Origin of the sequence: Helicobacter pylori (assembly GCF_014496965.1) — a bacterium.
Lineage (GTDB): Bacteria > Campylobacterota > Campylobacteria > Campylobacterales > Helicobacteraceae > Helicobacter > Helicobacter pylori_CZ.
On the sequence record NZ_JACTCR010000001.1, the window covers coordinates 81,269 to 101,495 of the forward strand.

General features: G+C 40.2%; 21 protein-coding genes and 1 pseudogene. 7 read left to right on the top strand and 15 right to left on the bottom strand.

Going from position 1 to position 20,227, the window contains the following annotated elements:
• Nucleotides 1-6 precede the first annotated feature (6 nt).
• From alaS to H7O61_RS00510, 4 genes are all read left to right on the top strand, one after another.
• Nucleotides 7-2,550, top strand: coding sequence for an alanine--tRNA ligase (gene alaS / locus H7O61_RS00495; RefSeq protein WP_187874823.1), 2,544 nt, complete (start codon nucleotides 7-9; stop codon nucleotides 2,548-2,550).
• Between the two features lies 1 nt (nucleotide 2,551).
• Entirely contained in the window at nucleotides 2,552-3,124 is a 573-nt protein-coding gene (maf, locus tag H7O61_RS00500) for a septum formation inhibitor Maf (RefSeq protein ID WP_187874825.1), read from the top strand.
• A gap of 116 nt (nucleotides 3,125-3,240) precedes the next feature.
• Nucleotides 3,241-3,723, top strand: coding sequence for a hypothetical protein (locus H7O61_RS00505; protein ID WP_079340465.1), 483 nt, complete (start codon nucleotides 3,241-3,243; stop codon nucleotides 3,721-3,723).
• Between the two features lie 147 nt (nucleotides 3,724-3,870).
• Nucleotides 3,871-4,128 (top strand): hypothetical protein, encoded by a 258-nt coding sequence (locus H7O61_RS00510; RefSeq protein WP_187874827.1) that lies wholly within the window; start codon nucleotides 3,871-3,873, stop codon nucleotides 4,126-4,128.
• A 79-nt stretch (nucleotides 4,129-4,207) separates the two neighbouring features.
• On the opposite strand, the gene H7O61_RS00515 is transcribed toward H7O61_RS00510, so the two are convergent.
• From H7O61_RS00515 to H7O61_RS08010, 6 genes and pseudogenes are all read right to left on the bottom strand, one after another.
• The gene (locus H7O61_RS00515) at nucleotides 4,208-5,212 is read right to left on the bottom strand and encodes a formamidase (RefSeq protein WP_001966237.1); all 1,005 of its coding nucleotides are present in this window, start codon (nucleotides 5,210-5,212) and stop codon (nucleotides 4,208-4,210) included.
• A 162-nt stretch (nucleotides 5,213-5,374) separates the two neighbouring features.
• A complete protein-coding gene (carA, locus tag H7O61_RS00520) occupies nucleotides 5,375-6,502 on the bottom strand; it encodes a glutamine-hydrolyzing carbamoyl-phosphate synthase small subunit (RefSeq protein ID WP_187874828.1) in 1,128 nt (375 codons plus the stop codon).
• A complete protein-coding gene (locus H7O61_RS00525) occupies nucleotides 6,502-7,053 on the bottom strand; it encodes a DUF507 family protein (protein ID WP_001237418.1) in 552 nt (183 codons plus the stop codon). Before H7O61_RS00525 ends, carA begins: the two co-directional genes overlap by 1 nt.
• 78 nt (nucleotides 7,054-7,131) lie before the next feature.
• Complete coding sequence (locus tag H7O61_RS00530; protein WP_187874829.1) at nucleotides 7,132-8,379, bottom strand: glycosyltransferase family 39 protein; 1,248 nt, start codon at nucleotides 8,377-8,379, stop codon at nucleotides 7,132-7,134.
• A 3-nt stretch (nucleotides 8,380-8,382) separates the two neighbouring features.
• Nucleotides 8,383-9,279, bottom strand: coding sequence for a DMT family transporter (locus tag H7O61_RS00535; RefSeq protein ID WP_187874830.1), 897 nt, complete (start codon nucleotides 9,277-9,279; stop codon nucleotides 8,383-8,385).
• A gap of 53 nt (nucleotides 9,280-9,332) precedes the next feature.
• A pseudogene (locus H7O61_RS08010) lies at nucleotides 9,333-9,529 on the bottom strand (hypothetical protein).
• A 99-nt stretch (nucleotides 9,530-9,628) separates the two neighbouring features.
• Between H7O61_RS08010 and H7O61_RS00540 the strand changes: the two are divergent.
• Nucleotides 9,629-10,090, top strand: coding sequence for a hypothetical protein (locus H7O61_RS00540; protein ID WP_000301303.1), 462 nt, complete (start codon nucleotides 9,629-9,631; stop codon nucleotides 10,088-10,090).
• Between the two features lie 95 nt (nucleotides 10,091-10,185).
• Here H7O61_RS00540 and folP read toward each other — a convergent pair whose 3' ends face one another.
• From folP to H7O61_RS00570, 6 genes are all read right to left on the bottom strand, one after another.
• A complete protein-coding gene (folP, locus tag H7O61_RS00545; RefSeq protein WP_187874831.1) occupies nucleotides 10,186-11,328 on the bottom strand; it encodes a dihydropteroate synthase in 1,143 nt (380 codons plus the stop codon).
• Nucleotides 11,325-11,981, bottom strand: a complete 657-nt coding sequence (locus H7O61_RS00550) for a DNA polymerase III subunit delta' (protein WP_001930189.1) — start codon at nucleotides 11,979-11,981, stop codon at nucleotides 11,325-11,327. The genes folP and H7O61_RS00550 overlap by 4 nt, the downstream gene beginning before the upstream one ends.
• Nucleotides 11,978-12,520, bottom strand: coding sequence for a HobA family DNA replication regulator (locus H7O61_RS00555; protein ID WP_000788274.1), 543 nt, complete (start codon nucleotides 12,518-12,520; stop codon nucleotides 11,978-11,980). Before H7O61_RS00555 ends, H7O61_RS00550 begins: the two co-directional genes overlap by 4 nt.
• Nucleotides 12,517-13,734, bottom strand: coding sequence for an aspartate kinase (locus H7O61_RS00560; protein WP_187874832.1), 1,218 nt, complete (start codon nucleotides 13,732-13,734; stop codon nucleotides 12,517-12,519). The genes H7O61_RS00555 and H7O61_RS00560 overlap by 4 nt, the downstream gene beginning before the upstream one ends.
• Complete coding sequence (locus tag H7O61_RS00565; protein WP_000902630.1) at nucleotides 13,728-14,201, bottom strand: RNA pyrophosphohydrolase; 474 nt, start codon at nucleotides 14,199-14,201, stop codon at nucleotides 13,728-13,730. The genes H7O61_RS00560 and H7O61_RS00565 overlap by 7 nt, the downstream gene beginning before the upstream one ends.
• 160 nt (nucleotides 14,202-14,361) lie before the next feature.
• Entirely contained in the window at nucleotides 14,362-14,652 is a 291-nt protein-coding gene (locus H7O61_RS00570; RefSeq protein WP_187874833.1) for a c-type cytochrome, read from the bottom strand.
• A 95-nt stretch (nucleotides 14,653-14,747) separates the two neighbouring features.
• Here H7O61_RS00570 and hemW point away from each other — a divergent pair, with 95 nt between their 5' ends.
• Nucleotides 14,748-15,785, top strand: coding sequence for a radical SAM family heme chaperone HemW (hemW, locus tag H7O61_RS00575; RefSeq protein ID WP_187874875.1), 1,038 nt, complete (start codon nucleotides 14,748-14,750; stop codon nucleotides 15,783-15,785).
• Between the two features lie 50 nt (nucleotides 15,786-15,835).
• Here hemW and crcB read toward each other — a convergent pair whose 3' ends face one another.
• Genes crcB through H7O61_RS00590 form a run of 3 tightly spaced genes read right to left on the bottom strand, consistent with a single transcriptional unit; the run spans nucleotide 15,836 to nucleotide 17,291 of the window.
• The gene (crcB, locus tag H7O61_RS00580; protein ID WP_187874834.1) at nucleotides 15,836-16,228 is read right to left on the bottom strand and encodes a fluoride efflux transporter CrcB; all 393 of its coding nucleotides are present in this window, start codon (nucleotides 16,226-16,228) and stop codon (nucleotides 15,836-15,838) included.
• A gap of 47 nt (nucleotides 16,229-16,275) precedes the next feature.
• Nucleotides 16,276-16,956 (bottom strand): uroporphyrinogen-III synthase, encoded by a 681-nt coding sequence (locus H7O61_RS00585; protein WP_187874835.1) that lies wholly within the window; start codon nucleotides 16,954-16,956, stop codon nucleotides 16,276-16,278.
• 2 nt (nucleotides 16,957-16,958) lie between these two features.
• Nucleotides 16,959-17,291 carry a rhodanese-like domain-containing protein gene (locus H7O61_RS00590; RefSeq protein WP_060473521.1) on the bottom strand — a complete coding sequence of 111 codons (333 nt, stop codon included), beginning with the start codon at nucleotides 17,289-17,291 and terminating at the stop codon, nucleotides 16,959-16,961.
• A gap of 71 nt (nucleotides 17,292-17,362) precedes the next feature.
• On the opposite strand from H7O61_RS00590, the gene H7O61_RS00595 reads away from it, so the two are divergent.
• The gene (locus H7O61_RS00595; protein WP_187874836.1) at nucleotides 17,363-20,203 is read left to right on the top strand and encodes an FAD-binding and (Fe-S)-binding domain-containing protein; all 2,841 of its coding nucleotides are present in this window, start codon (nucleotides 17,363-17,365) and stop codon (nucleotides 20,201-20,203) included.
• Nucleotides 20,204-20,227 lie beyond the last annotated feature (24 nt).

A 20,227-nucleotide genomic window follows, 5' to 3' on the forward strand; every position in this document is an offset into this window, starting at 1 on the left:
ATACCCATGGACATTCGCAACGAATTTTTACAATTTTTTAAAAATAAAGGGCATGAGATTTATCCCAGCATGCCTTTAGTGCCTAATGATGCCACCTTGCTTTTTACCAATGCCGGCATGGTGCAATTTAAAGATATTTTTACCGGTATAGTGCCGCGCCCTAGCATCCCTAGAGCGACAAGCTCGCAATTGTGCGTGCGCGCAGGCGGCAAGCATAACGATTTAGAAAATGTCGGTTATACCGCAAGACACCACACGCTTTTTGAAATGCTAGGGAATTTCTCTTTTGGGGATTATTTCAAAGAAGAAGCAATCTTGTTTGCGTGGGAATTTGTAACCAAGAATTTAGGGTTTAAGCCTAAAGATTTATACATCAGCGTGCATGAAAAAGACGATGAAGCCGTTAAATTATGGGAAAAGTTTGTGCCTGTTGATAGGATTAAAAAAATGGGCGATAAAGATAATTTTTGGCAAATGGGCGATAGCGGGCCTTGTGGGCCTTGCAGTGAAATCTACATTGATCAAGGCGAAAAACACTTTAAGGGGAGCGAAGATTATTTTGGGGGCGAGGGCGATAGGTTTTTAGAAATTTGGAATCTGGTGTTCATGCAATACGAACGCTCTAGTAATGGCGTTTTATCCCCCTTGCCAAAGCCTAGCATTGATACAGGCATGGGCTTAGAAAGGGTGCAAGCGCTATTAGAACATAAGCTCAATAATTTTGATTCTTCATTATTTGCGCCTTTAATGGAAAAAATCAGCGAGCTTACAAGCTTGGATTATACGAGCGAATTTCAGCCAAGCTTTAGGGTAGTGGCCGATCACGCAAGGGCGGTAGCGTTCTTGCTCGCTCAAGGGGTGCATTTCAATAAAGAAGGCCGTGGCTATGTTTTAAGGCGTATTTTAAGGCGAGCCTTAAGGCATGGGTATTTAATGGGCTTGAAAGAAGCGTTTTTATACAAAGTCGTGGGTGTGGTGTGCGAGCAATTTTCTAACACGCATGCGTATTTGAAAGAATCTAAAGAAATAGTGATGAAAGAGTGCTTTGAAGAAGAAGAGCGCTTTTTAGAGACTTTGGAATCTGGCATGGAATTGTTTAACTTGTCTTTAACGCATTTGAATGAAAATAAAATCTTTGATGGCAAAATCGCTTTCAAGCTTTATGACACCTTTGGTTTTCCTTTGGATTTAACAAACGACATGTTAAGAAGTCATGGGGCGTGTGTGGACATGCAAGGCTTTGAAAATTGCATGCAAGAGCAAGTGAAACGCTCTAAAGCCTCATGGAAAGGCAAGCAAAACAACGCCGATTTTAGCGCTATTTTAAACGCTTATGCGCCCAATACATTTGTAGGGTATGAAACGACAGAATGTCCTGCCAAAGTTTTAGGGTTTTTTGATAGCGATTTTAAAGAAATGACAGAAGCAAACCCTAACCAAGAAGTCTGGGTGTTGCTAGAAAAAACCCCTTTTTACGCAGAAGGTGGGGGGGCTATAGGCGATAAGGGCGCGCTTTTAAAAGGTGATGAAGAAGCGGCTCTAGTGTTAGACACAAAAAACTTTTTTGGGCTTAATTTTTCGCTCCTTGAAATCAAAAAAGCGTTAAAAAAAGGCGATCAAGTGATCGCGCAAGTGAGCGATGAACGCTTTGAAATCGCCAAACACCATAGCGCGACGCATTTATTACAGAGCGCTTTAAGAGAAGTTTTAGGCTCGCATGTGAGTCAAGCGGGGAGTTTAGTGGAATCCAAACGATTGCGCTTTGATTTCTCGCATGCTAAAGCGCTCAATGATGAAGAGTTGGAAAAAGTAGAAGATCTAGTCAACGCTCAAATTTTCAAGCACTTAAAAAGCCAAGTGGAGCATATGCCTTTAAATCAGGCTAAAAGTAGGGGGGCGTTAGCGTTATTTAGCGAGAAATACGCTGAAAATGTGCGCGTGGTGAGCTTTAAAGAAGCGTCCATTGAATTGTGTGGGGGCATTCATGTGGAAAATACCGGGCTTATTGGGGGGTTTAGGATTCTTAAAGAAAGCGGGGTGAGTAGTGGGGTCAGACGCATTGAAGCGGTGTGCGGGAAAGCCTTTTACCAATTAGCTAAAGAAGAAAGTAAAGAGCTTAAAAACGCTAAGATTGCATTGAAAAATAACGATGTGGTAGCCGGCATCAACAAGCTTAAAGAGAGCGTGAAAAACAGCCAAAAAGCTCCCGTTTCTATGGATTTACCGGTTGAAAAAATCCATGGCGTGAGTTTGGTGGTGGGCGTAGTGGAACAAGGCGACATTAAAGAAATGATTGACCGATTGAAAGGTAAGCATGAAAGATTGCTCGCTATGGTGTTTAAAAAAGAAAATGAGCACATAAATCTCGCATGCGGGGTGAAAAACGCCCCCATAAAAGCGAACACATGGGCTAATGAAGTGGCGCAAATTTTAGGGGGCAAAGGGGGCGGGAGAGATGATTTTGCGAGCGCTGGGGGCAAGGATACAGAAAAATTGCAAGCCGCGCTCAATTTAGCGAAAAATACCGCCCTTAAAGCTTTAGAGGGATAGCATGGAGTTGGTTTTAGGCTCTCAATCTAGCGCTAGGGCGAATCTTTTAAAAGAGCATGGGATTGAGTTTAAACAAAAAGCGCTCTATTTTGATGAAGAAAGCCTAAAAACCACAGACCCTAGGGAGTTTGTTTATTTGGCGTGCAAGGGGAAATTAGAAAAAGCTAAAGAGTTAGTTGCAAACCATTGTGCTATCGTGGTTGCTGATAGCGTGGTGAGCGTGGGTAATCGCATGCAACGAAAAGCTAAAAACAAGCAAGAAGCCCTTGAATTTTTAAAACGCCAAAATGGTAATGAAATAGAGGTTTTAACCTGCTCGGCATTGATTTCTCCCAAACTAGAATGGCTGGATCTATCGGTTTTTAGAGCGCGTTTAAAGGCGTTTGATTTCAGCGAAATAGAAAAATACTTAGAGAGCGGTTTATGGCAAGAAAGCGCGGGCTGTGTGCGTTTAGAGGACTTTCATAGGCCTTATATTAAAAGCTCAAGCGAGAATTTAAGCGTGGGGTTGGGGCTGAATGTAAAAGGCTTGTTAGGGGCGCTACAATTAGGGGCTAAACTTTCATCGTTATAAACGCTATCCTTTTATTTTAAAACACTCAACAATACTACTTTCTAGCCAACCCCCCTTGACAAACAAAAAAAAAAAAACGATACACTCTAGCATTTGATGTTTAAAGGGTTTGTCGCATGGCGCATTTTATTTTTTCTGTTGCGGTGGTGCTTTTATGGTTGGTTGCGTGGGGCATATATCTCGTGTTTGTGAAGAACTTAAAAAGAGAGATGGAAGAGATAGAAAATTCTGATCCCAATCAAAACAATCCTTTCATTACTTCTGCTATGGGTATTGGAGGAGCGGCTATCAGTATTTTTTTCCCAGATACCAAACCAATCGTTGATGGCGTCAAGCCGTTGGCTGAGAAAGGTTTGCAAGAGGCGTTTAGAAAAGACAAGCTCACAGAGGGGCAAAAATTTTTAATCTCTGGCTTAAGATTCATTTCGTTATTTTGCATTGTTGTTGCAGCAGTGATAGGCTTGTGTCTCATTTGGAGTTTCAATGGGTGGTCTTTTTGGAAAGTAACGGGTTATTTTCTTCTTTATGTGTTTCTTTGCTTCGCTTCAACATTTCCAAATATATTTATTGCTAATATAAATATATTAGATGACCGATAATTGGTTCATGATAAAAAGCAATGTTTTTAGGCTTATCCCTAAAAGATAAACATTTAAAACACTCTATCTAACTGATAAACCCCCTTGACAAATAAAAAAAAAACGATACACTCCAGCATTTGATGTTTAAGGAGTTGTCATGGGGTCTTGGTCTCGTATTCTTTTATCAATCTTGGTGGTGGTTTTGGGATTAGCGCTTACTACCATGCTCTTAAATTGGCATGTTTAGTGGGAATGATCTATTGTGGCTATGGCATTATTACAGATTTTAGCGCTCTATCAGCCGCAATGTGGTGGTGGTCTTTATCAAAAATAACATGGTTTTGCATAGGCTATGCGCTTTTTTGGCCGCTTGCGCTTATTATGGGTTTTCTTACATGCTCTGTGATAGAAGACTATTCGTAAAAATTGATTGAAAAAATTAAAATAGGGGAGAAACTAGAACCCTTAAAAACAGGTTCTAGCAAAAATACAAGGTTAGGGGTTATTTCCCAAAACGCCCACCGGTGGTAGGGTAGCCATAAATAGAGCCGTCTTTGATTTTCATGTGATCTTCCCAAGGCAATTTGTATTTGCCGGCCGCTAAGTCTTTGATGTAGGTTAAGCCTGCGTCATGTTCTCCGCCTGGTTTAGCCACATACCCTCTATGGCCTAGGTTGTAAATGTTGTTTTCTAATCCCCAGCTTAAGCGGGCGTTGTCTGCCATTTTAGGATAGATTTCCCCGGTTACAATCTCCCAAGGGTTGCGGTGCCCTTGAACGAGAGTCGTGCCGTCAAAGTTACAGATTTGCCCTTCGCCAAAGTAGTAAAAGACATTGTCATAGCCGGCTAAATTCACGCTCACGGTATACATCAAATTGTGCCATGCGTTGGAGCGGTTGGTCAAAATCCATTGATCATTGACTTGAGTGCTATAGCCTGAAATGCGGATATACACATTGCACCCTTTATAGGCCGCTTCTCTAGCGAGCTCTGGAATCATGCCGTCATGGCAAATGCACACGGCTAATTTTGATCCACCAGGCCCCTCGCACACAGGCATTCCTAAATCCCCAGGATACCATGGCTCAATGGGATTCCATGGGAATAGCTTGCGGTATTTTAAAATGATTTTACCTTGCGGATCAATGATAATAGCGGTGTTGTAGGGGTTTTTGTTAGAATCAGGATTGCGTTCCATGATTGAAAAAACACCATAAACTTTCGCCTCTTTACACGCCTTAGCGTATAGCTCTGTCTCTTTACCCGGGATGTCTAATAAAAACTCTTCGCTAAGCCACTTAGCGGTATTCAAACCTTGCGTGCTGTATTCGGGGAAAATGATAAGCTCCACTCCCGGATACCCCGCTTTAGTCGCATGCAAGGTTCTAATAATGCTTTCAATGTTGTGATCAATGTCCTTACGGCTATTGACAATTGGCACAGGAAACTGAATGGCTGCCACTAAAAACCCTTCAATAGGTTTGCCCATACTACCGATACTTCCCATAATAACTCCTTCTAAAAGTTTTATCGCAATAACAATAATAATTATTGCGAGAGAATACTATTGCAAGAGAACTAATTTAGAGTAAATGCGAGATTTTTTTGATAAAAAGATTTAAATCTATTTTTAAAGCGCTTTTCAACCTTTATAGGTGTTTAAAAACCCCTAAAAGCCCTCCAGCAATCCCACAAATTCCTTAAAAATATAGTGGCTCTCTTTAGGGCCGGGGCTGCTTTCTGGGTGGTGCTGGACAGAGATGATGGGAGCGTTTTTATAGCGCACGCCCTCAATGGTGTTGTCAAAAAGATTGCGGTGCGTGATAGTAGCGATTTCTTCAATTGCTTCAGGGACGCAATAGTTGTGGTTTTGCGCGGTGATTTCAACGGCGTTTGTTTCTAGGTTTTTAACGGGGTGGTTGCTCCCATGATGGCCAAATTTGAGCTTGTAAGTGGGATAGCCTTGCGCGATAGAGAGCAATTGATGCCCTAAGCAAATGCCAAACATGGGGATTTTAGCGTCAATGAGTTGTTTGATCTCGCCAATTTCTTGCCGCAAGCTCAAAGGATCGCCTGGCCCGTTAGAGAGGAAAATCCCGCTAATTTCTTTTTTTTCATAGGCTTTAATCAGCTCGCTAGCTTTAGTGTGGTGCGGGTAAATAAGGGCTTTTAACCCCACATTTTGAAGCTCGTTTAAAATGTTGCCCTTAGCCCCAAAATCCAAAACAGCGATAATTTTATGCGGAGTTTTTTCATCAAAAGGCTTGTAATCTAGGGTGTTGAAATCAAAAGTAGCGCGCTGGTGCGTGATGATTTTTGGCGTGGAAACGCTAGACACTAAGGGGGAGTGAGAGATTCTAGGGGCGTTTTTTAAAACCTCTTCAAGCTTGTTTTTGTCATGCTCTATCGTGGAAGCGACCATCATCAAGCACCCATGATGGCGTAAGGTTTTGATCAAACTCCTGGTATCAACCCCACAAATCCCTAAAACGCCACGCTTTTTTAAATAAAGGCTCAAGCTAAAATCCGCCCTTGAATTAGAAAAAAATTCGTTGTAATGGCGCGCTAAAACCCCTGCGCATGAAAAAAAGGATTCATCATCTTTAGGATTAGCGCCCACAACCCCAATTTCAGGCATGCTAAAAACCACAAATTGCCCCTTATAGCTGGGGTCGCTAATGACTTCTTGATAGCCGCTCATGGAAGTGTTAAAAACAAGCTCGCCCACTTGCGTGCCGCTAGCCCCAAAACTTTGCGCTTGCAAAAAAAGCCCGTTTTCTAAATAGAGAGAGACCATTATAAAAAACCTTTGCGTCTTAATTCTTCTTCATAGAGCCTTTCAAACACCAACTCGTATTCATCGCTCCCTACGGGGAGTTTGCGTTTGTAATGCTTGATTTTTTCATGCACTTCGTTTTCAATGCTTTCATACGCTTTAGAATAGGTGTCAATGGATTTGTAAATCAAGTTTCTTATCAAATTCTCTGACACGCTAAACATGATCAAATCCTCATCTAAGATTTTGTTCAAAATCTGGTGCGATAAATCGTTGCACCTTTCTTCCCAAAACAAATGAAAGCCCTCTTTTTGAGCGATCTGTCTTTTAATCATCCAAAAAAGCTGCCTTTCATCCATCCGCATGAATTCTATTTCATCGGTGTTTTCTTCTAAAAGCTCTCTGGCTTGCTCATCAATGGCGTTTTCTTTTTTAACGCTTTTTTCTAAAATCCCTTCTATCAATTCACACAATAATTCCCTAGGGGCTTTTAATTCTAATAGTTTTGAATGGATAAAGTCGTTGGCAATCTTATGGCTTATATGGTTTATATGGGTTAGTTTGAGTCTCATGATTTTTCTCGCGTATTTTATTTATTTTTGGAGTGCATTTTATCATTCTTTAGATAAAATGCTTTTTAAAGAATGGGTTTAATGGCGCACCAAACTATAGGATTGTAGAATTTTATCAGCGTAGATGATTGTAATATCAGGGCGTTTTTTAGAAATTTTAGCGTTGATCAGTCTTAACCTCCCCCCTTCTTTAATGCCATAGAATTGAAGCCTTAAAGCGAGTTGTTTATCGTTAGTGCGGATTTGATGAATGCCTCTTAGTTGCAAGGCTGTAGCGACTTCTTTGGCTAAGAAATGCCGGTTTAATAATTTTTCATTAGCACCAGAAATCTTACTCCCCCATAAAAAGAGCGTTTCAGTGAGCATTAAAAGATACAAACTAAAAACGCGCAAATAATACTGCCCCCTAAATTCCTTTAAACGCACCCTAAGGCTATTTAAAACGCTTTTAATGAACAAGGGTAAGCCGATTAACGCTAAGGGGGCGAAAGTTTTTAAATCTATCTCTTGGCGCATGCTCAAAAGCAAAGGGAAAAGCCAGCCGCTCGCGCTCATAAAGGATAGTAACGATGGCTTTTTATCCAAAAGGGCTTTATAGAGCGTATAAGGGTAGTAGAGGAACAATAAGGGCGAATACAAAAGCATGAGTTCTAAGCAAGTGTCTATAAAATACCCGCTAGGCAAGCCTTTATTAAAATCCCCACTAAAAAGAGCGATATTTACGCCTAAACCTACCAAAGCAAAGATCGCGCTCTTAAAATAGCGTCTTCTTAAAGCGTAGGCAAAAACCCCTAGTAAAAGCGGGATGAACGCGCCGTCTAAAAACGCGCAAGCGCTAAGGATCAAATAAGGGATTTTTTGGGTTTTGATATACAAATAGCTAATCAAAAGCCCAAGGCTTAACACCAGCACGCTTTTAGCTAGTAAAATCGCAAAGAGATTCACCCCAGGCAATAAAGCGTAAGTCAATACCACATAAAGAGCGTCTTTAGGCTTTTTTAAAATCTTTCGCCCTATGATGTAGAATAAAAACATGTTGATGACGTGAGCGATCAAAAAAGGCAATCTCAAAGCCAAATCGTTTTGGCCTAAAATGGCGGTGCTTTTTTGAGCGATTTGAACAAACCACACATCGCTATAAAAAAAGTCCTTCGCTTCATTGTAACTGATAGAAATTTCTTCGCTCATCAACAGCCCCAAAGCCAGGACTAAAAAAACCATGACAATAAAAATTAAATCGCTTAAATCAAAGCTTCTTGTTTTTTTTTCCGGATAAATAAAATAGCGGAAATATAACAGAGCGCTTTGTAAGGGGCTTAGTTGCATGACTTAAATTTTTTTTAATTCTTTTAAAAGAGCGGGCAAGGCAATGAGTAAGCCTGAACATAAGATCAAAGCCACCCCTAAAGAGCTTTTAAGATCCAAAAATGTATCGCCTAAATACAGCCCAAACAATAGCCCCCAAACAATGCGGGTGTATTCAATGGGGGCGATGATCCCAGCAGGAGCGTTCATGTAAGCATAAGTTAAGAAATACTGCCCTAAAGTCCCGCTAATCCCTATTAAAGAAATCCACAAAATGTCTTCTTTTCTAGGGATATGAACGCCTGTGGATAAAAAAGGAATATCAATGAACATGCCCGCTAACCCAAGAAGGCTCATGCCAAAGGCAAACGCTAAAATCACGGCCTGCTTGTCGTAATATTCCCTCAAATCCCTTAAAGTGATATACGCTAAAGACACAAAGATCCCGCTCAATATACCCATAAGAATTTCAACCGACCCCACATTTTCCACGCTAGGATCGGAGATCAACACCACCCCCACTAGTCCGATGCATGCGGAAATTAACGCGCTTCTTTTGAGCTTTTCTTTCAAAAGCAAAGGGGAAAGGAGCACCGTATAAATGGGCGCGCATTGCGAGAAAGCCGTCGCTGTGGCGAGCGAAATTTTTTCAATATTGTAAAAAAACGCCAGCATGGCTAAGCCCCCCACAATGACCCTAAAAGCGAGCTTTTTAAAACCGCCTTGTTTGTAACTCTTCAAGCGGTAGGGTTTGAAAGGATAAATAAGCAAGAGTAAGAGCGTCATGGTAATGGAGCGGTAAAACACGTTTTCCATAGGGGAAAAATAATCCGCTGTGATTTTAACAAACGCGCTCATGATCCCAAAGCATAAATTCGCCAAGAGTATCATTGAAACGCCAAATAAAATGGTATTACGCATGCCTTTTACCCATCAATAAAGATTTTTAGGGTAGTTTAACCTAAAATCTCTAATTAAGGATTAAAGTTTTTAAGCTCTAAACGCATAAAAGTTGCATTGATTGATAAAATCATGGTATAACAACGCTCTAGGAGTTTTACCTTTTGTTTATCCATTTTAAGCTCCTTATAGAAATATGAAAACACAAAAACACGAATCCTTTTTGAAAATAAACTCCTAGACCCTTTTTAAAGGGTTTGAATGCCACCATTAGAAAAACTTTTAATCCATCGCCTTTTGAATTTTTTAGCCTCACTATGGAATGAATTTTGCTTAACATTAGCGTAAAATCCAATTTTAGGAAATTCACATGGCTGTTTCTTCTATCAATCAGTTTGATTCTAACCTCTATGGGCTTTTAAACGCTAAAAGCGCTCCTAAAGAAGACCTAGCTCCTATTGAAAGCACAGAAAAAATAGAGCGAGAAAAAAAGGACGCTCCAACAGAAAACCTCCCCTTTAATCCTGACAAGCGAGAGACTTACGGCTTTTTGGTGTTAGAATTGATGAGCGATAGAGAGTATGAGGCTTTTTTAAGGGCTACGGCCGGAATGGATGAGAGTCAAAAACGCCTTGCCGCCCAGTCGCTTTATAGCTTGACGGATTTTTATAACGGGAAATTCTCTAAAGAAGTGGAAAACGCCCCCAAGCAACCGGTGAATGGCTTGCACAAAAAAGCCTTTCAAACCTTTAACGCCACCAACCATAACGCTTTTTTGCAACGCTACCAAAACGCTTACAACAACCCTTCGTCTATGGATGTGGTTCTTTGAATGCTAGGGCTAAATGGGGCATTAATCATCAAAAACGCTTTTGAGCGTTTTTTATCACCAATGTTTTTGATTGAATCAAAACCAAAAATTTTGATTCAATCCGCTTCTTCCAAACTCTTAAACACTTTGATTAAATCTATATGCTCATCAATATCATGTACTCTTAAAATACTCGCTCCATTTTGCAACGCCATTAAATGCAAGCTCAAAGTGCCAGCGAGCCGGTTTTGAACTTCACGCCCAGTGATAAGCCCGATCGTGTTTTTACGACTCGCTCCCACCAATAAGGGTTTTTTGAATTTAAGAAAATGGCTTAAATGCTTGATTAAGGCTAGATTATGCTCTTTTAATTTAGCGAATCCAAACCCAATATCTAAAATAATATCTTGAAGCGCGTATTTTTCTAAAACCTCTAGTTTTTCCTTAAAAAAGCGATCCATTTCATCAAACAGGTTGTGGTAAAAAACATTTTCTTGCATGTCTTTGGGGGTTTTTTGAGTATGCATTAAAACGCAAGTGGGCTTGTAATCTCTTGCGACTTCTAGCATTTCAATACTATTAAAACCGCTCACATCATTAAGGATGGAAAAACAATGCTCCAAAGCCATTTGGGCGGTTTTAGCATGGTAGGTGTCTATGCTGAATTGAGTGCACTGGTAGAGTTTTTGGGATTTGATTTCTAATAAAATTTCTTTTAAGCGATCTTGCTCTATTTTTGGATCAATGATTTCACTCTGCGGTCTTGAACTGGCCGCGCCTATATCAATGAGCGTGATACCCTTTTCTAGCAATTGATAGATTTCTTCAAGCGCTTTTTTGCTACTAAACCGGCTCTTTTCATAGAAGCTATCCGGAGTCAAGTTTAAAACCGCCATGATCTGTGGGGCGTTAGGCTTAGGGGCTTTGAGGTGGCTTTTTAATTCTTGTGCTAAATGTTTAAGCCCAAAGGGTTGGGAATGGCACTTAACAATCAGGCGTTCTAATTGGTTAGCGCTCGCAATCAGCACCCCATCATAAAAAGGCTCTTTAGCCAAAATACAATCTCTTGGCGTGGCGAAATCGCCCCCAACGCTTATGGCTTCTTGCTTTAAAATCAGCGCAGCGCTTAAGGGCAGATGTTGGATTTCAAAAACAAAGCTAACGCCTTTTTGATACATATGGTTTTGTGCGATCTTTTCTGGGCCTATTTTTTGTAAAGCGTTTTTGAGCGCATCAGGGTTAAGGCGTTTTACAATCATGGCGTTTTCTTTTTAGATAAAAGGCTTAAAAGCAGGGGTAAAAGATTGTAGCTGAGCTTGTAATAAGAGCTGTTAGCTTTGATCGCTAAATCAAAGGCTTGCAATTCTTGCTCGTTTAAGGGGATCTTATGCCTGTTGATACTTTCTAACAGGCTTTCAATTTTTTCTCTCTGATTTTCTCTGGAATCAAAATTTTCTTTGTCTAAATTTTTCAAAAACGCATAAATGTCTTTCAAATCCAGCCTGGATAAATCCAAATCTAAAGGTTTTAGGGGGATTTTTTGGCGCTTGTCTTCTTTGATTAGGCGGGATTTAATGGTGGCTAGCACATGGTTTGGGCTTTTAGCGAACATGATAAAACAAACGTTATTCGGGGGTTCTTCTAAGATTTTTAAGAGCGCGTTTTGGGCTTCTACGCCATAGCTGGGCGCAGCGATTAAAAAAGCGTTCAGTTCGCTGTGTTTTAGGTGAGCTTTGGAAATCACTTCTTTGGCATGCTCTATTTTAAAATCCTTGTTAAAAGTTTTGATCACCTTTTTGTCTTTTTCAATAATTTCCGTGTAGAATTTAATATGATTTTTAAAAAGGCTTGCGGCCTCTTCTAAGCTCTCTTCAAGATTGTCCGTATAAACAAGGCGGTTGGAGTTTTTCACAGAGTAACCTTATTGTATAGCGCGCTAAAAAGCGCGTTTTCAAAGAGTTTGAAGAGTTGCAATAATTTATAATCTAACAAGCTATCATGCTCTTTTAAAAGCAAGCAATCTTCTTTAAGCTCTTCAAAAAGCCATAAAAAACTAGGGATTTTACTCAGTAGTAAGGTTTTTAAACTTTCATTTTCAATTTTCCCAACATGCCAAAACATGGGGTTTTGATAAGTCATCTCTATAGTGGCTAGAGAGAGATTCGCATCGTTTTTGGGGTAGAAAGAAGAAGCGTTAAAATCAATGACGGACAATAAGGGGCGCTCTTTTAAATCTTTAGGGTTTAAGTTAGAAAGAATGTAGTTTAAAAACCAGCGCCTAGAAGAATCCGCGCTCACCAACAGCGATCCGCCATTAAGCACATGCGAAATGGTTTGCGCGATGAGTTTGGCGTAGCTTGATCGCTCTAACTCCAACCACCCGCTTTGTTGGGCGATAAATTCCCCCTGATCGCGCACAAATTCCTTGATCCAGTCGTAGAAATTTTTCATTGATCCAATTGATACACCGCATGCAAGGTTCTAACCGCTAATTCAGCGTATTTAATGTCAATCAAAACCGAAATTTTAATCTCGCTTGTGGAAATCATCATGATATTGATATTGTCTTTGGCTAGGGCTTTAAAAGCGACGCTCGCCACCCCAGAATGCGACTTCATGCCCACGCCCACTATGGAAACTTTAGCGATATTTTCATCATAATCAATGGAATCCATTTGCGCTAAAAAAGGCTTTAAGGCTTGCTTGGTTTCTTCTATTTGGGTTTTAACGATCGTAAAATCCAAATCGGTTTTGCCGTCTCTGCCAATCGTTTGGACGATCATATCCACGTTAATGCGATACTCCGCTAAAGCGCCAAAGATTTCAGCGGCAATGCCAGGTCTGTCTTCCACGCCCTCCATGCTCACACGAGCCTGATTCTTATCCAATGCGATCCCACTCACTATAGGGGTTTCCATGCGTTCTCCTTTAAAGTCTTTTTCAGCCACAATGAGCGTGCCTTCGCTATGGTTAAACGAATTGCGAGTCACTAATTTCACGCTGAGTTTTTTGGCTAATTCTACCGAGCGGTTCAATAACACTTTAGCCCCCATAGAAGCCAGTTCAAGCATTTCATCATAGCTGATTTGCGCGATTTTTTGAGCCTTTTCTTCAATGCGCGGATCGGTGGTATAAACGCCATCCACATCCGTATAGATTTCACACAAATGCGCTTTTAAAGCCCCGGCCAAAGCGACCGCACTCAAATCGCTCCCCCCACGCCCTAAAGTCGTTGTTTCGCCTTGAATATCAGCGCCTTGAAACCCAGCGATCACCACAATGTAGTTTTTTTCTAAAAGCCCTGTGATGCGTTGGGTGTCAATGGATTGGATCACGGCGTTTTGAAAATGCGAGCTGGTTAAAATACCCGCTTCTTTCCCGCTCAAGGAAATGGCTCTATGCCCATACCTCTCTAACGCCATGCTCAAAGCCGCGCTTGAAATCCATTCCCCCGTGCTGACGATCCTGTCCATTTCTCGCTTGTTAGGGTTATGGCTGAAATTCTTGCCAAATTCTAAAAGCCGATCCGTTTCGCCGCTCATCGCCGAAACCACCACCACGACTTGATGCCCTAATTTAACGCTTTCTAAAACCCTTTGGGCGACATTGTGGATCCTTTCTGTGCTGCCCATGCTCGTGCCGCCGTATTTTTGAACGATTAACACCCTAAATACCCCTCTCTTCTGAAATAAGCAATGACTTGGCGGTACACTTGACGCTTAAAGGGAACGATTTTTTTAAGCAAATCCTTAAGATGGATGAATTGGTAAGCTCTAAATTCTGGCGTGTGTTTGTTCAAATCAATGTTGTTAGCATGCTTTAGGCGCACTAAAAAATAGCGTTGCTTTTGCCCGTCAAACGAATAGAATTTATGCTCCATATTGCTTGGGAAATCATAGGCGATCCATCTGGGGTATTGCGCTAAAATCTCTATTTCATTCGTGCCAATTTCTTCTAATAATTCTCTATGGAGCGCTTCTAAAGGGGTTTCGCCCTCATCAATGCCCCCTTGGGGGAATTGCCACGCTCCTTCAATATCTATGCGCTCAGCGATAAAAATTTCGCATGTATTAGGGTAATCTGGCGACACAATGATAGCCGCAACATTAGGACGATATTTTTTATGTAGCATAGGTCTTTATTTTAGCTCTTTCTTGTTTGATTAAGATGGTATTATAATGCATGCTGGCTTTAAGTAGGGTTAAGAATGCCATTAAAATCAAAAATTAAGAAAAAAAGGCTTGAAACTCATTTTAATAGCGCCCAAATAGCGCTATTAAAAATAAGAGAGTTTATTTGAGAGTGGGGATGTATTTGGCTAAAGCTTTGATGTCTTCATCGCTCAATTTTTTAGCTTGTGCGGCCATGACAGGATTCTTGTTGGCACCGTTTTTAAAATCCATAAGCTCTTTTTCAATTTCCGCTTCACTCATCATGTTGACGATTTTGCTTTTGCCTAAAGCTTTCTTTTCAAACTTAACCCCATGGCAAGCGGCACAACTTTTTGCAAGAGCCTTAACATCTGTTGCCATTAAAGCGTTTGCGAACGCTAAAACGCCTAAAGCCATAATAACCTTTTTCATAGTTTGTCTCCTCATGCTTATCAAAATAACCCTAAAATGATACAATTACAAGTTTAAGTTTCGCTTAAAATGAAATGAAAATGAGAGAAATAAATATGATTTTATACATTCATATCCCTTTTTGTGAAAATAAATGCGGTTATTGCGCTTTCAATTCTTATGAAAATAAGCATGGGCTAAAAGAAGAATACACTCAAGCGCTATGCCTGGATTTAAAGCATGCCTTAAATCAAACTGATGAACCAATTGAGAGCGTTTTTATTGGCGGCGGCACGCCTAACACTTTGAGCGTGGAGTCTTTTGAAAGGATTTTTGAAAGCATTTATCGCAATGCGTGCTTGAGCATGGATTGTGAGATCACCACTGAAGCTAACCCCGAATTGATTTCTAAAGCTTGGTGTCAAGGCTTAAAAGATTTAGGGATCAACCGCTTGAGTTTAGGGGTGCAAAGTTTTAGGGAGGATAAATTATTGTTTTTAGAGCGCCAACATTCCAAAAATATCGCTCCTGTGATAGAAACTATTTTAAAAAGCGGGATTGAAAATGTCAGCATTGATTTGATTTATAACACCCCATTAGACAATGAAAACTCTTTAAAAGAAGAATTAAAACTCGCTAAAGAACTCCCTATCAACCACTTGAGCGCTTATGCTTTGAGTGTTGAAAAAAACACGAAATTAGAAAAAAACGCCAAAAAACCCTCATGCACCAATTTTGACAATATAATAAAAGAGATTTTAGAGGGCTTTTCTTTCAAGCAATACGAAGTGTCTAATTACGCTAGAAACTATCAAGTCAAGCACCATTTAGCTTACTGGGGGGCTAAAGATTATTTAGGGTGCGGGGCTGGGGCTGTAGGCTGCGTGGCGAATGAGCGCTTTTATGCGAAAAAACTCATAGAAAACTACATCAAAGACCCCCTAAAACGCCAAGTTGAGACGCTTAATAAACAAGACAAGCGTTTAGAAAAGCTGTTTTTAGGCTTGAGGTGCGTGCTGGGGGTTGAGATTAGTTTCTTAGATGAAAATAAAGTAAAGTTTTTGATTGAAGAAAACAAGGCTTTCATTAAAAATGACCGATTGGTAGCGAGCGATTTTTTCATGGCCGATGAAATGGCTTTGTGGCTGTTATGATTGTAGGCTTTGCTTTAATCAAGCGTTAATGAAACGCTAGAAAGCGTTTTTTAATTAATGCCTACAAAATGTTTAGCCAAAAACCACCCGATAGCCACCCCAATAAGCCCTAAAAGGTTAGTGCCTAAAACATAAGAAATGGCTTCAAGGTATTGGGATTTTTGCAAGAGTTTTAAAGTGTCTAGCCCATAAGAAGAAAAGGTCGTAAAACCCCCTAAAACCCCAGTTACAAAGAAAATCCCAAAATCATCGCCAAAAACTTTTTTGGCGGCCAAATGCCCCATAAAGCCGATGACAAAACACCCTATGACATTCACGCTAAAAGTCCCTAAAGGGAAACTTTCAAACATTAAAAACTTACTGGGCATCATTTTGCCCACAAAATACCTTAGCGAACTCCCTATAGCCCCCCCTAAAGCGGCCCATAAAAAGACAAAATTCATGCATCATCCTTTAGAAAAACCATTGAGAGCATTATAATAAGATATTTTTAACATTCCTTAACTCTCAAATTTAAAGCCAGTTCTAAACACGCTTCTAAGGAAGGCTTTTTAGCAATATAGCTTTGAATGCCTTGTTCTTGTAAATAATGAGCGGTCGTGTTGCCAATGCTGATAGCGGTGTAATTTTCTAAAAATTCAAAATAGTGCAAAAAGGCTTTTGCATGGCTTATGGCGGTAAAAATAAGAACGCTCTTTTCTTTGGGCTTTAGGGTGTTTTGTTCGCTTAAGGTTAAATGTTTGAGCTTGTTTTCATAAACAACGGCTTGTTGGAAATTGATGCCATGCTCTAAAAGAATGGTGTCTAAAGAAGAGGCAATTTCTTTTGCCCTAAGATACAAAACGCTTTTTTTTTCTAATAAAGGAAGGATTTCTTTAGCGAACTCTTTGCCATGGGCTTTTTCCCCTATAAAGGTGGTTTTAAAATGGTGATCTTGTAGAGTTTTGGCGGTGGGTTCGCTCAAAGCGTAAGCAGGAATGTTTTGTAACATTTTGAGTTTGGGGCTGTTGTTTAGGGTTTCTAGCAAGGAAAACACCGCATTTTTAGAAGTGAAAACAAGGGCGTTAAAAGGGGTTAGATCCAATTCTAAGGGATAGTAGCGCAATTCATTTAAAATGAGAGTCTTATAAGGGGCGATTCTTTGAGAATGCACCCATACAATCTCCCTCATGTCTAGTTTTTTTTATCGCAAGTGTCATCATAGACCATTCTAAAGCCGTATTTTTCAAAATCATAGACATTGCCCTCTAAATAATAGGGCGTATAGCCTAATTCATGCATGCTTTTAGCCGCATCTAAAGCCCTGCGACCAGCCCTGCAGTGGAGCAACACTTTTTGATCTTTGTGCTTAGATAAAAAATCAGCGAGCTTTTCTTGGTCATTGACGCTAATGAGCGTGGCGTTAGGCAAATGCAATTCTTCATATTCGTCCAATTCGCGCACATCCACGACGATAAAATCATTGAAATTGACTTCTTCTAAACTGATTGCATAATCTTCGAGCATGTTTATCCTTAATTTTTAAAGTAAGGTTATGTTACAATGATTTGATAAATAGGAATGTTTAAGGAGAGTGTGTGGAAGAAAATTATCATGCTTTTTTCACCGAAGCGAGCGGGTTTTTAAACGAGCGGATCTTTAAGGATTATTTACGCCGTTTGGCTTATGGCATTGATGCGTCATGTTATCGTTATATCCCTAAAATAGTCGCTTGGGTGAAAAATGAAGAAGAAGTCCAAAAGCTTTGTGTTTTAGCCAAAAAGCATAGCGTTACATTGACTTTTAGAGCGGCTGGGAGCTCCTTATCAGGGCAGGCGAGCTGTGATGGGGTGCTAGTGGTGGTGGCGCATTTTTTCAAAGACGCTCAAATTTTAGACAACGCTCAAAGCATTCAGCTCTCATGCGGAGTCATAGGGAGTAACGCGAACGCTCTATTAAAACCTTACCATAAAAAAATAGGCCCGGATCCCTCTACGATAAACACCGCTATGATAGGGGGGATTGTCGCTAATAACGCTAGCGGGATGTGTTGCGGGGTGGAGCAAAACAGCTACAAAACCCTAAAATCCTTAAGAGTCATTTTAGCTGATGGCGCTCTTTTAGACACGGCTAATCAAGAGAGCGTTGAGAATTTCAAAAACGCGCACAAAGATTTGATTGAAGGGGTTTTGAACTTAAGAAAAGAAATCTTAAAAGATAAAGAATTGCACGCTTTAATTAAGAAAAAATACGAGATCAAAAACACCACCGGCTACAGCTTGAACGCTCTCATTGATTTTGAAGATCCGATTGAAATCATTAGCCATTTATTCATAGGCTCTGAGGGGACTTTAGGCTTTATTTCAAGCGTGGGATTAGAATGCGTGAAAGACTACGCTCATAAAACTTGTGCGTTATTGTTTTATGAAAATTTAGAGCGATGCGCCAAAGCCGCTCAAATTTTAGCCGCCTTAAAGGCCAAACAACCCGAAATGATTTCTTCAGCAGAGCTTATGGATTATGCGTGCTTAAAAAGCGTGAAAGGTTTGGAGGGCATGCCTAGTGTGGTTTTAGAAATCAAAGAACCTAACGCATGCTTACTCATTCAAAGCGAAAGCGATGATCCTTTAATTTTAGAAAACAACATGCAAGCGATTTTAAACGCTTTGAACGCGGTACCGGTCGTTTTAGATTCTCAAATCAGCAGTGATCCTAATGTTTATCAATCGTGGTGGAAGATCAGAAAAGGCATTTTCCCTATCGCAGCGTCAAAAAGAAAAAGCCAAAGCTCTGTGATCATTGAAGACATCTGCTTCAGTCAAGAGGATTTTGTAGAGGGGGCAAAAGCGATTGAAGGGCTTTTAAAAAAACATGGCTTTAAGGATAACAGCATTATTTTTGGGCATGCGTTAAGCGGGAATTTGCACTTTGTCGTTACGCCGATTTTAGAAAATGAAACCGAAAGAAAGGCGTTTGAAAATTTAGTTTCTGAGATGTTTTTAATGGTGAGTGAAAGCTCTGGCTCTATTAAAGCCGAACATGGCACAGGCAGGATGGTAGCCCCTTTTGTGGAAATGGAGTGGGGAGAAAAAGCCTATAAAATCCATAAACAAATCAAAGAATTGTTTGATCCTAATGGCCTTTTAAACCCTGATGTGATCATCACAAACGATAAAGAAATCCACACTAAAAATTTAAAGAGCATTTACCCTATTGAAGAGCATTTGGACATGTGCATGGAATGCGGGTTTTGTGAAAGGATCTGCCCTAGTAAAGATTTATCCTTAACGCCACGACAACGCATCGTTATCTACAGAGAGATAGAGCGTTTGAAAGAAAGGGTAAGCCATGGTTATGATGAAGATCAAGTTTTATTAGATGAGCTTTTAAAAGAGTCTGAATACTTAGCCCACGCCACTTGTGCGGTGTGCCATATGTGTTCTACCCTATGCCCTTTAGAAATTGATACCGGGAGCATCGCTTTAAATCATTATCAAAAAAACCCTAAAGGCGAAAAGATCGCTTCAAAGATCCTTAATAACATGCAAATAACCACAAGCGCGGCTCGTTTTTCTTTAAAAAGCGCTTTCGTGGTTCAAAAACTCATAGGCCCTCACAACTTGGTGAGCCTAACCAAAGGGATTAAAAAATTCATCAAACCTTTCCCCAAAGCCTTTCATTACATGCCCAAAAACAACGCCTATCCTTTAGAAAATAAAACGCTTAAGGGTGGAGAAAAAGTCATTTATTTCAGCACCTGCATCAACCGCTCGTTCGCTCCATCAACCAAAATGGCGGATAAAAGATGCATTCAAGAAGTGTTTGAATCCCTATGCCAAAAAGCCAAGGTTTCTGTGGTGTATCCTAACGGATTAAACGCGCTTTGTTGCGGGAAAGCCTTTATCAATTACACCGACTTAACCAAGCAAAACAATGAAAAAAACCATGCGATCTTTTTACAATTAAGCGATAACGGCAAGATACCGATTGTTTTAGACCATAGCGCATGTTCGACGCATTTTATCAAGCAAATGAAAGCTTATAAAGATCTGAAAGTCTATGATTTGAGCGTCTATATTGAAGAAGTTCTAAGCCCAAAATTAAAATTCAACCCCATTAACGAAGACATAGGGTTATACACGATGTGCGCTTTAAAGTTAGAAAATAAAGAAGAGTTGTTATTCAATTTGGCTAAAAAATGCACTTTAGGCGAGATTGTTATCCATAAAGAGACGGGTTGTTGCGGCTTTGCGGGGAATAAGGGCTTTTTCACCCCTGAATTGAACGAGAGCGCTTTAAACGGCTTTCAAGAATTTTACCAATCCTATGATCTTAAAAGGGGCTTTTCCACTTCTAGCACTTGTGAAATTGGTTTGAGTGAAAAAACCCAATTTGCTTGGCAGCATATCGCTTATTTAGTGGATGCTTGCACGCTTTAATGGTGTATAATTAAAGAATTTCTT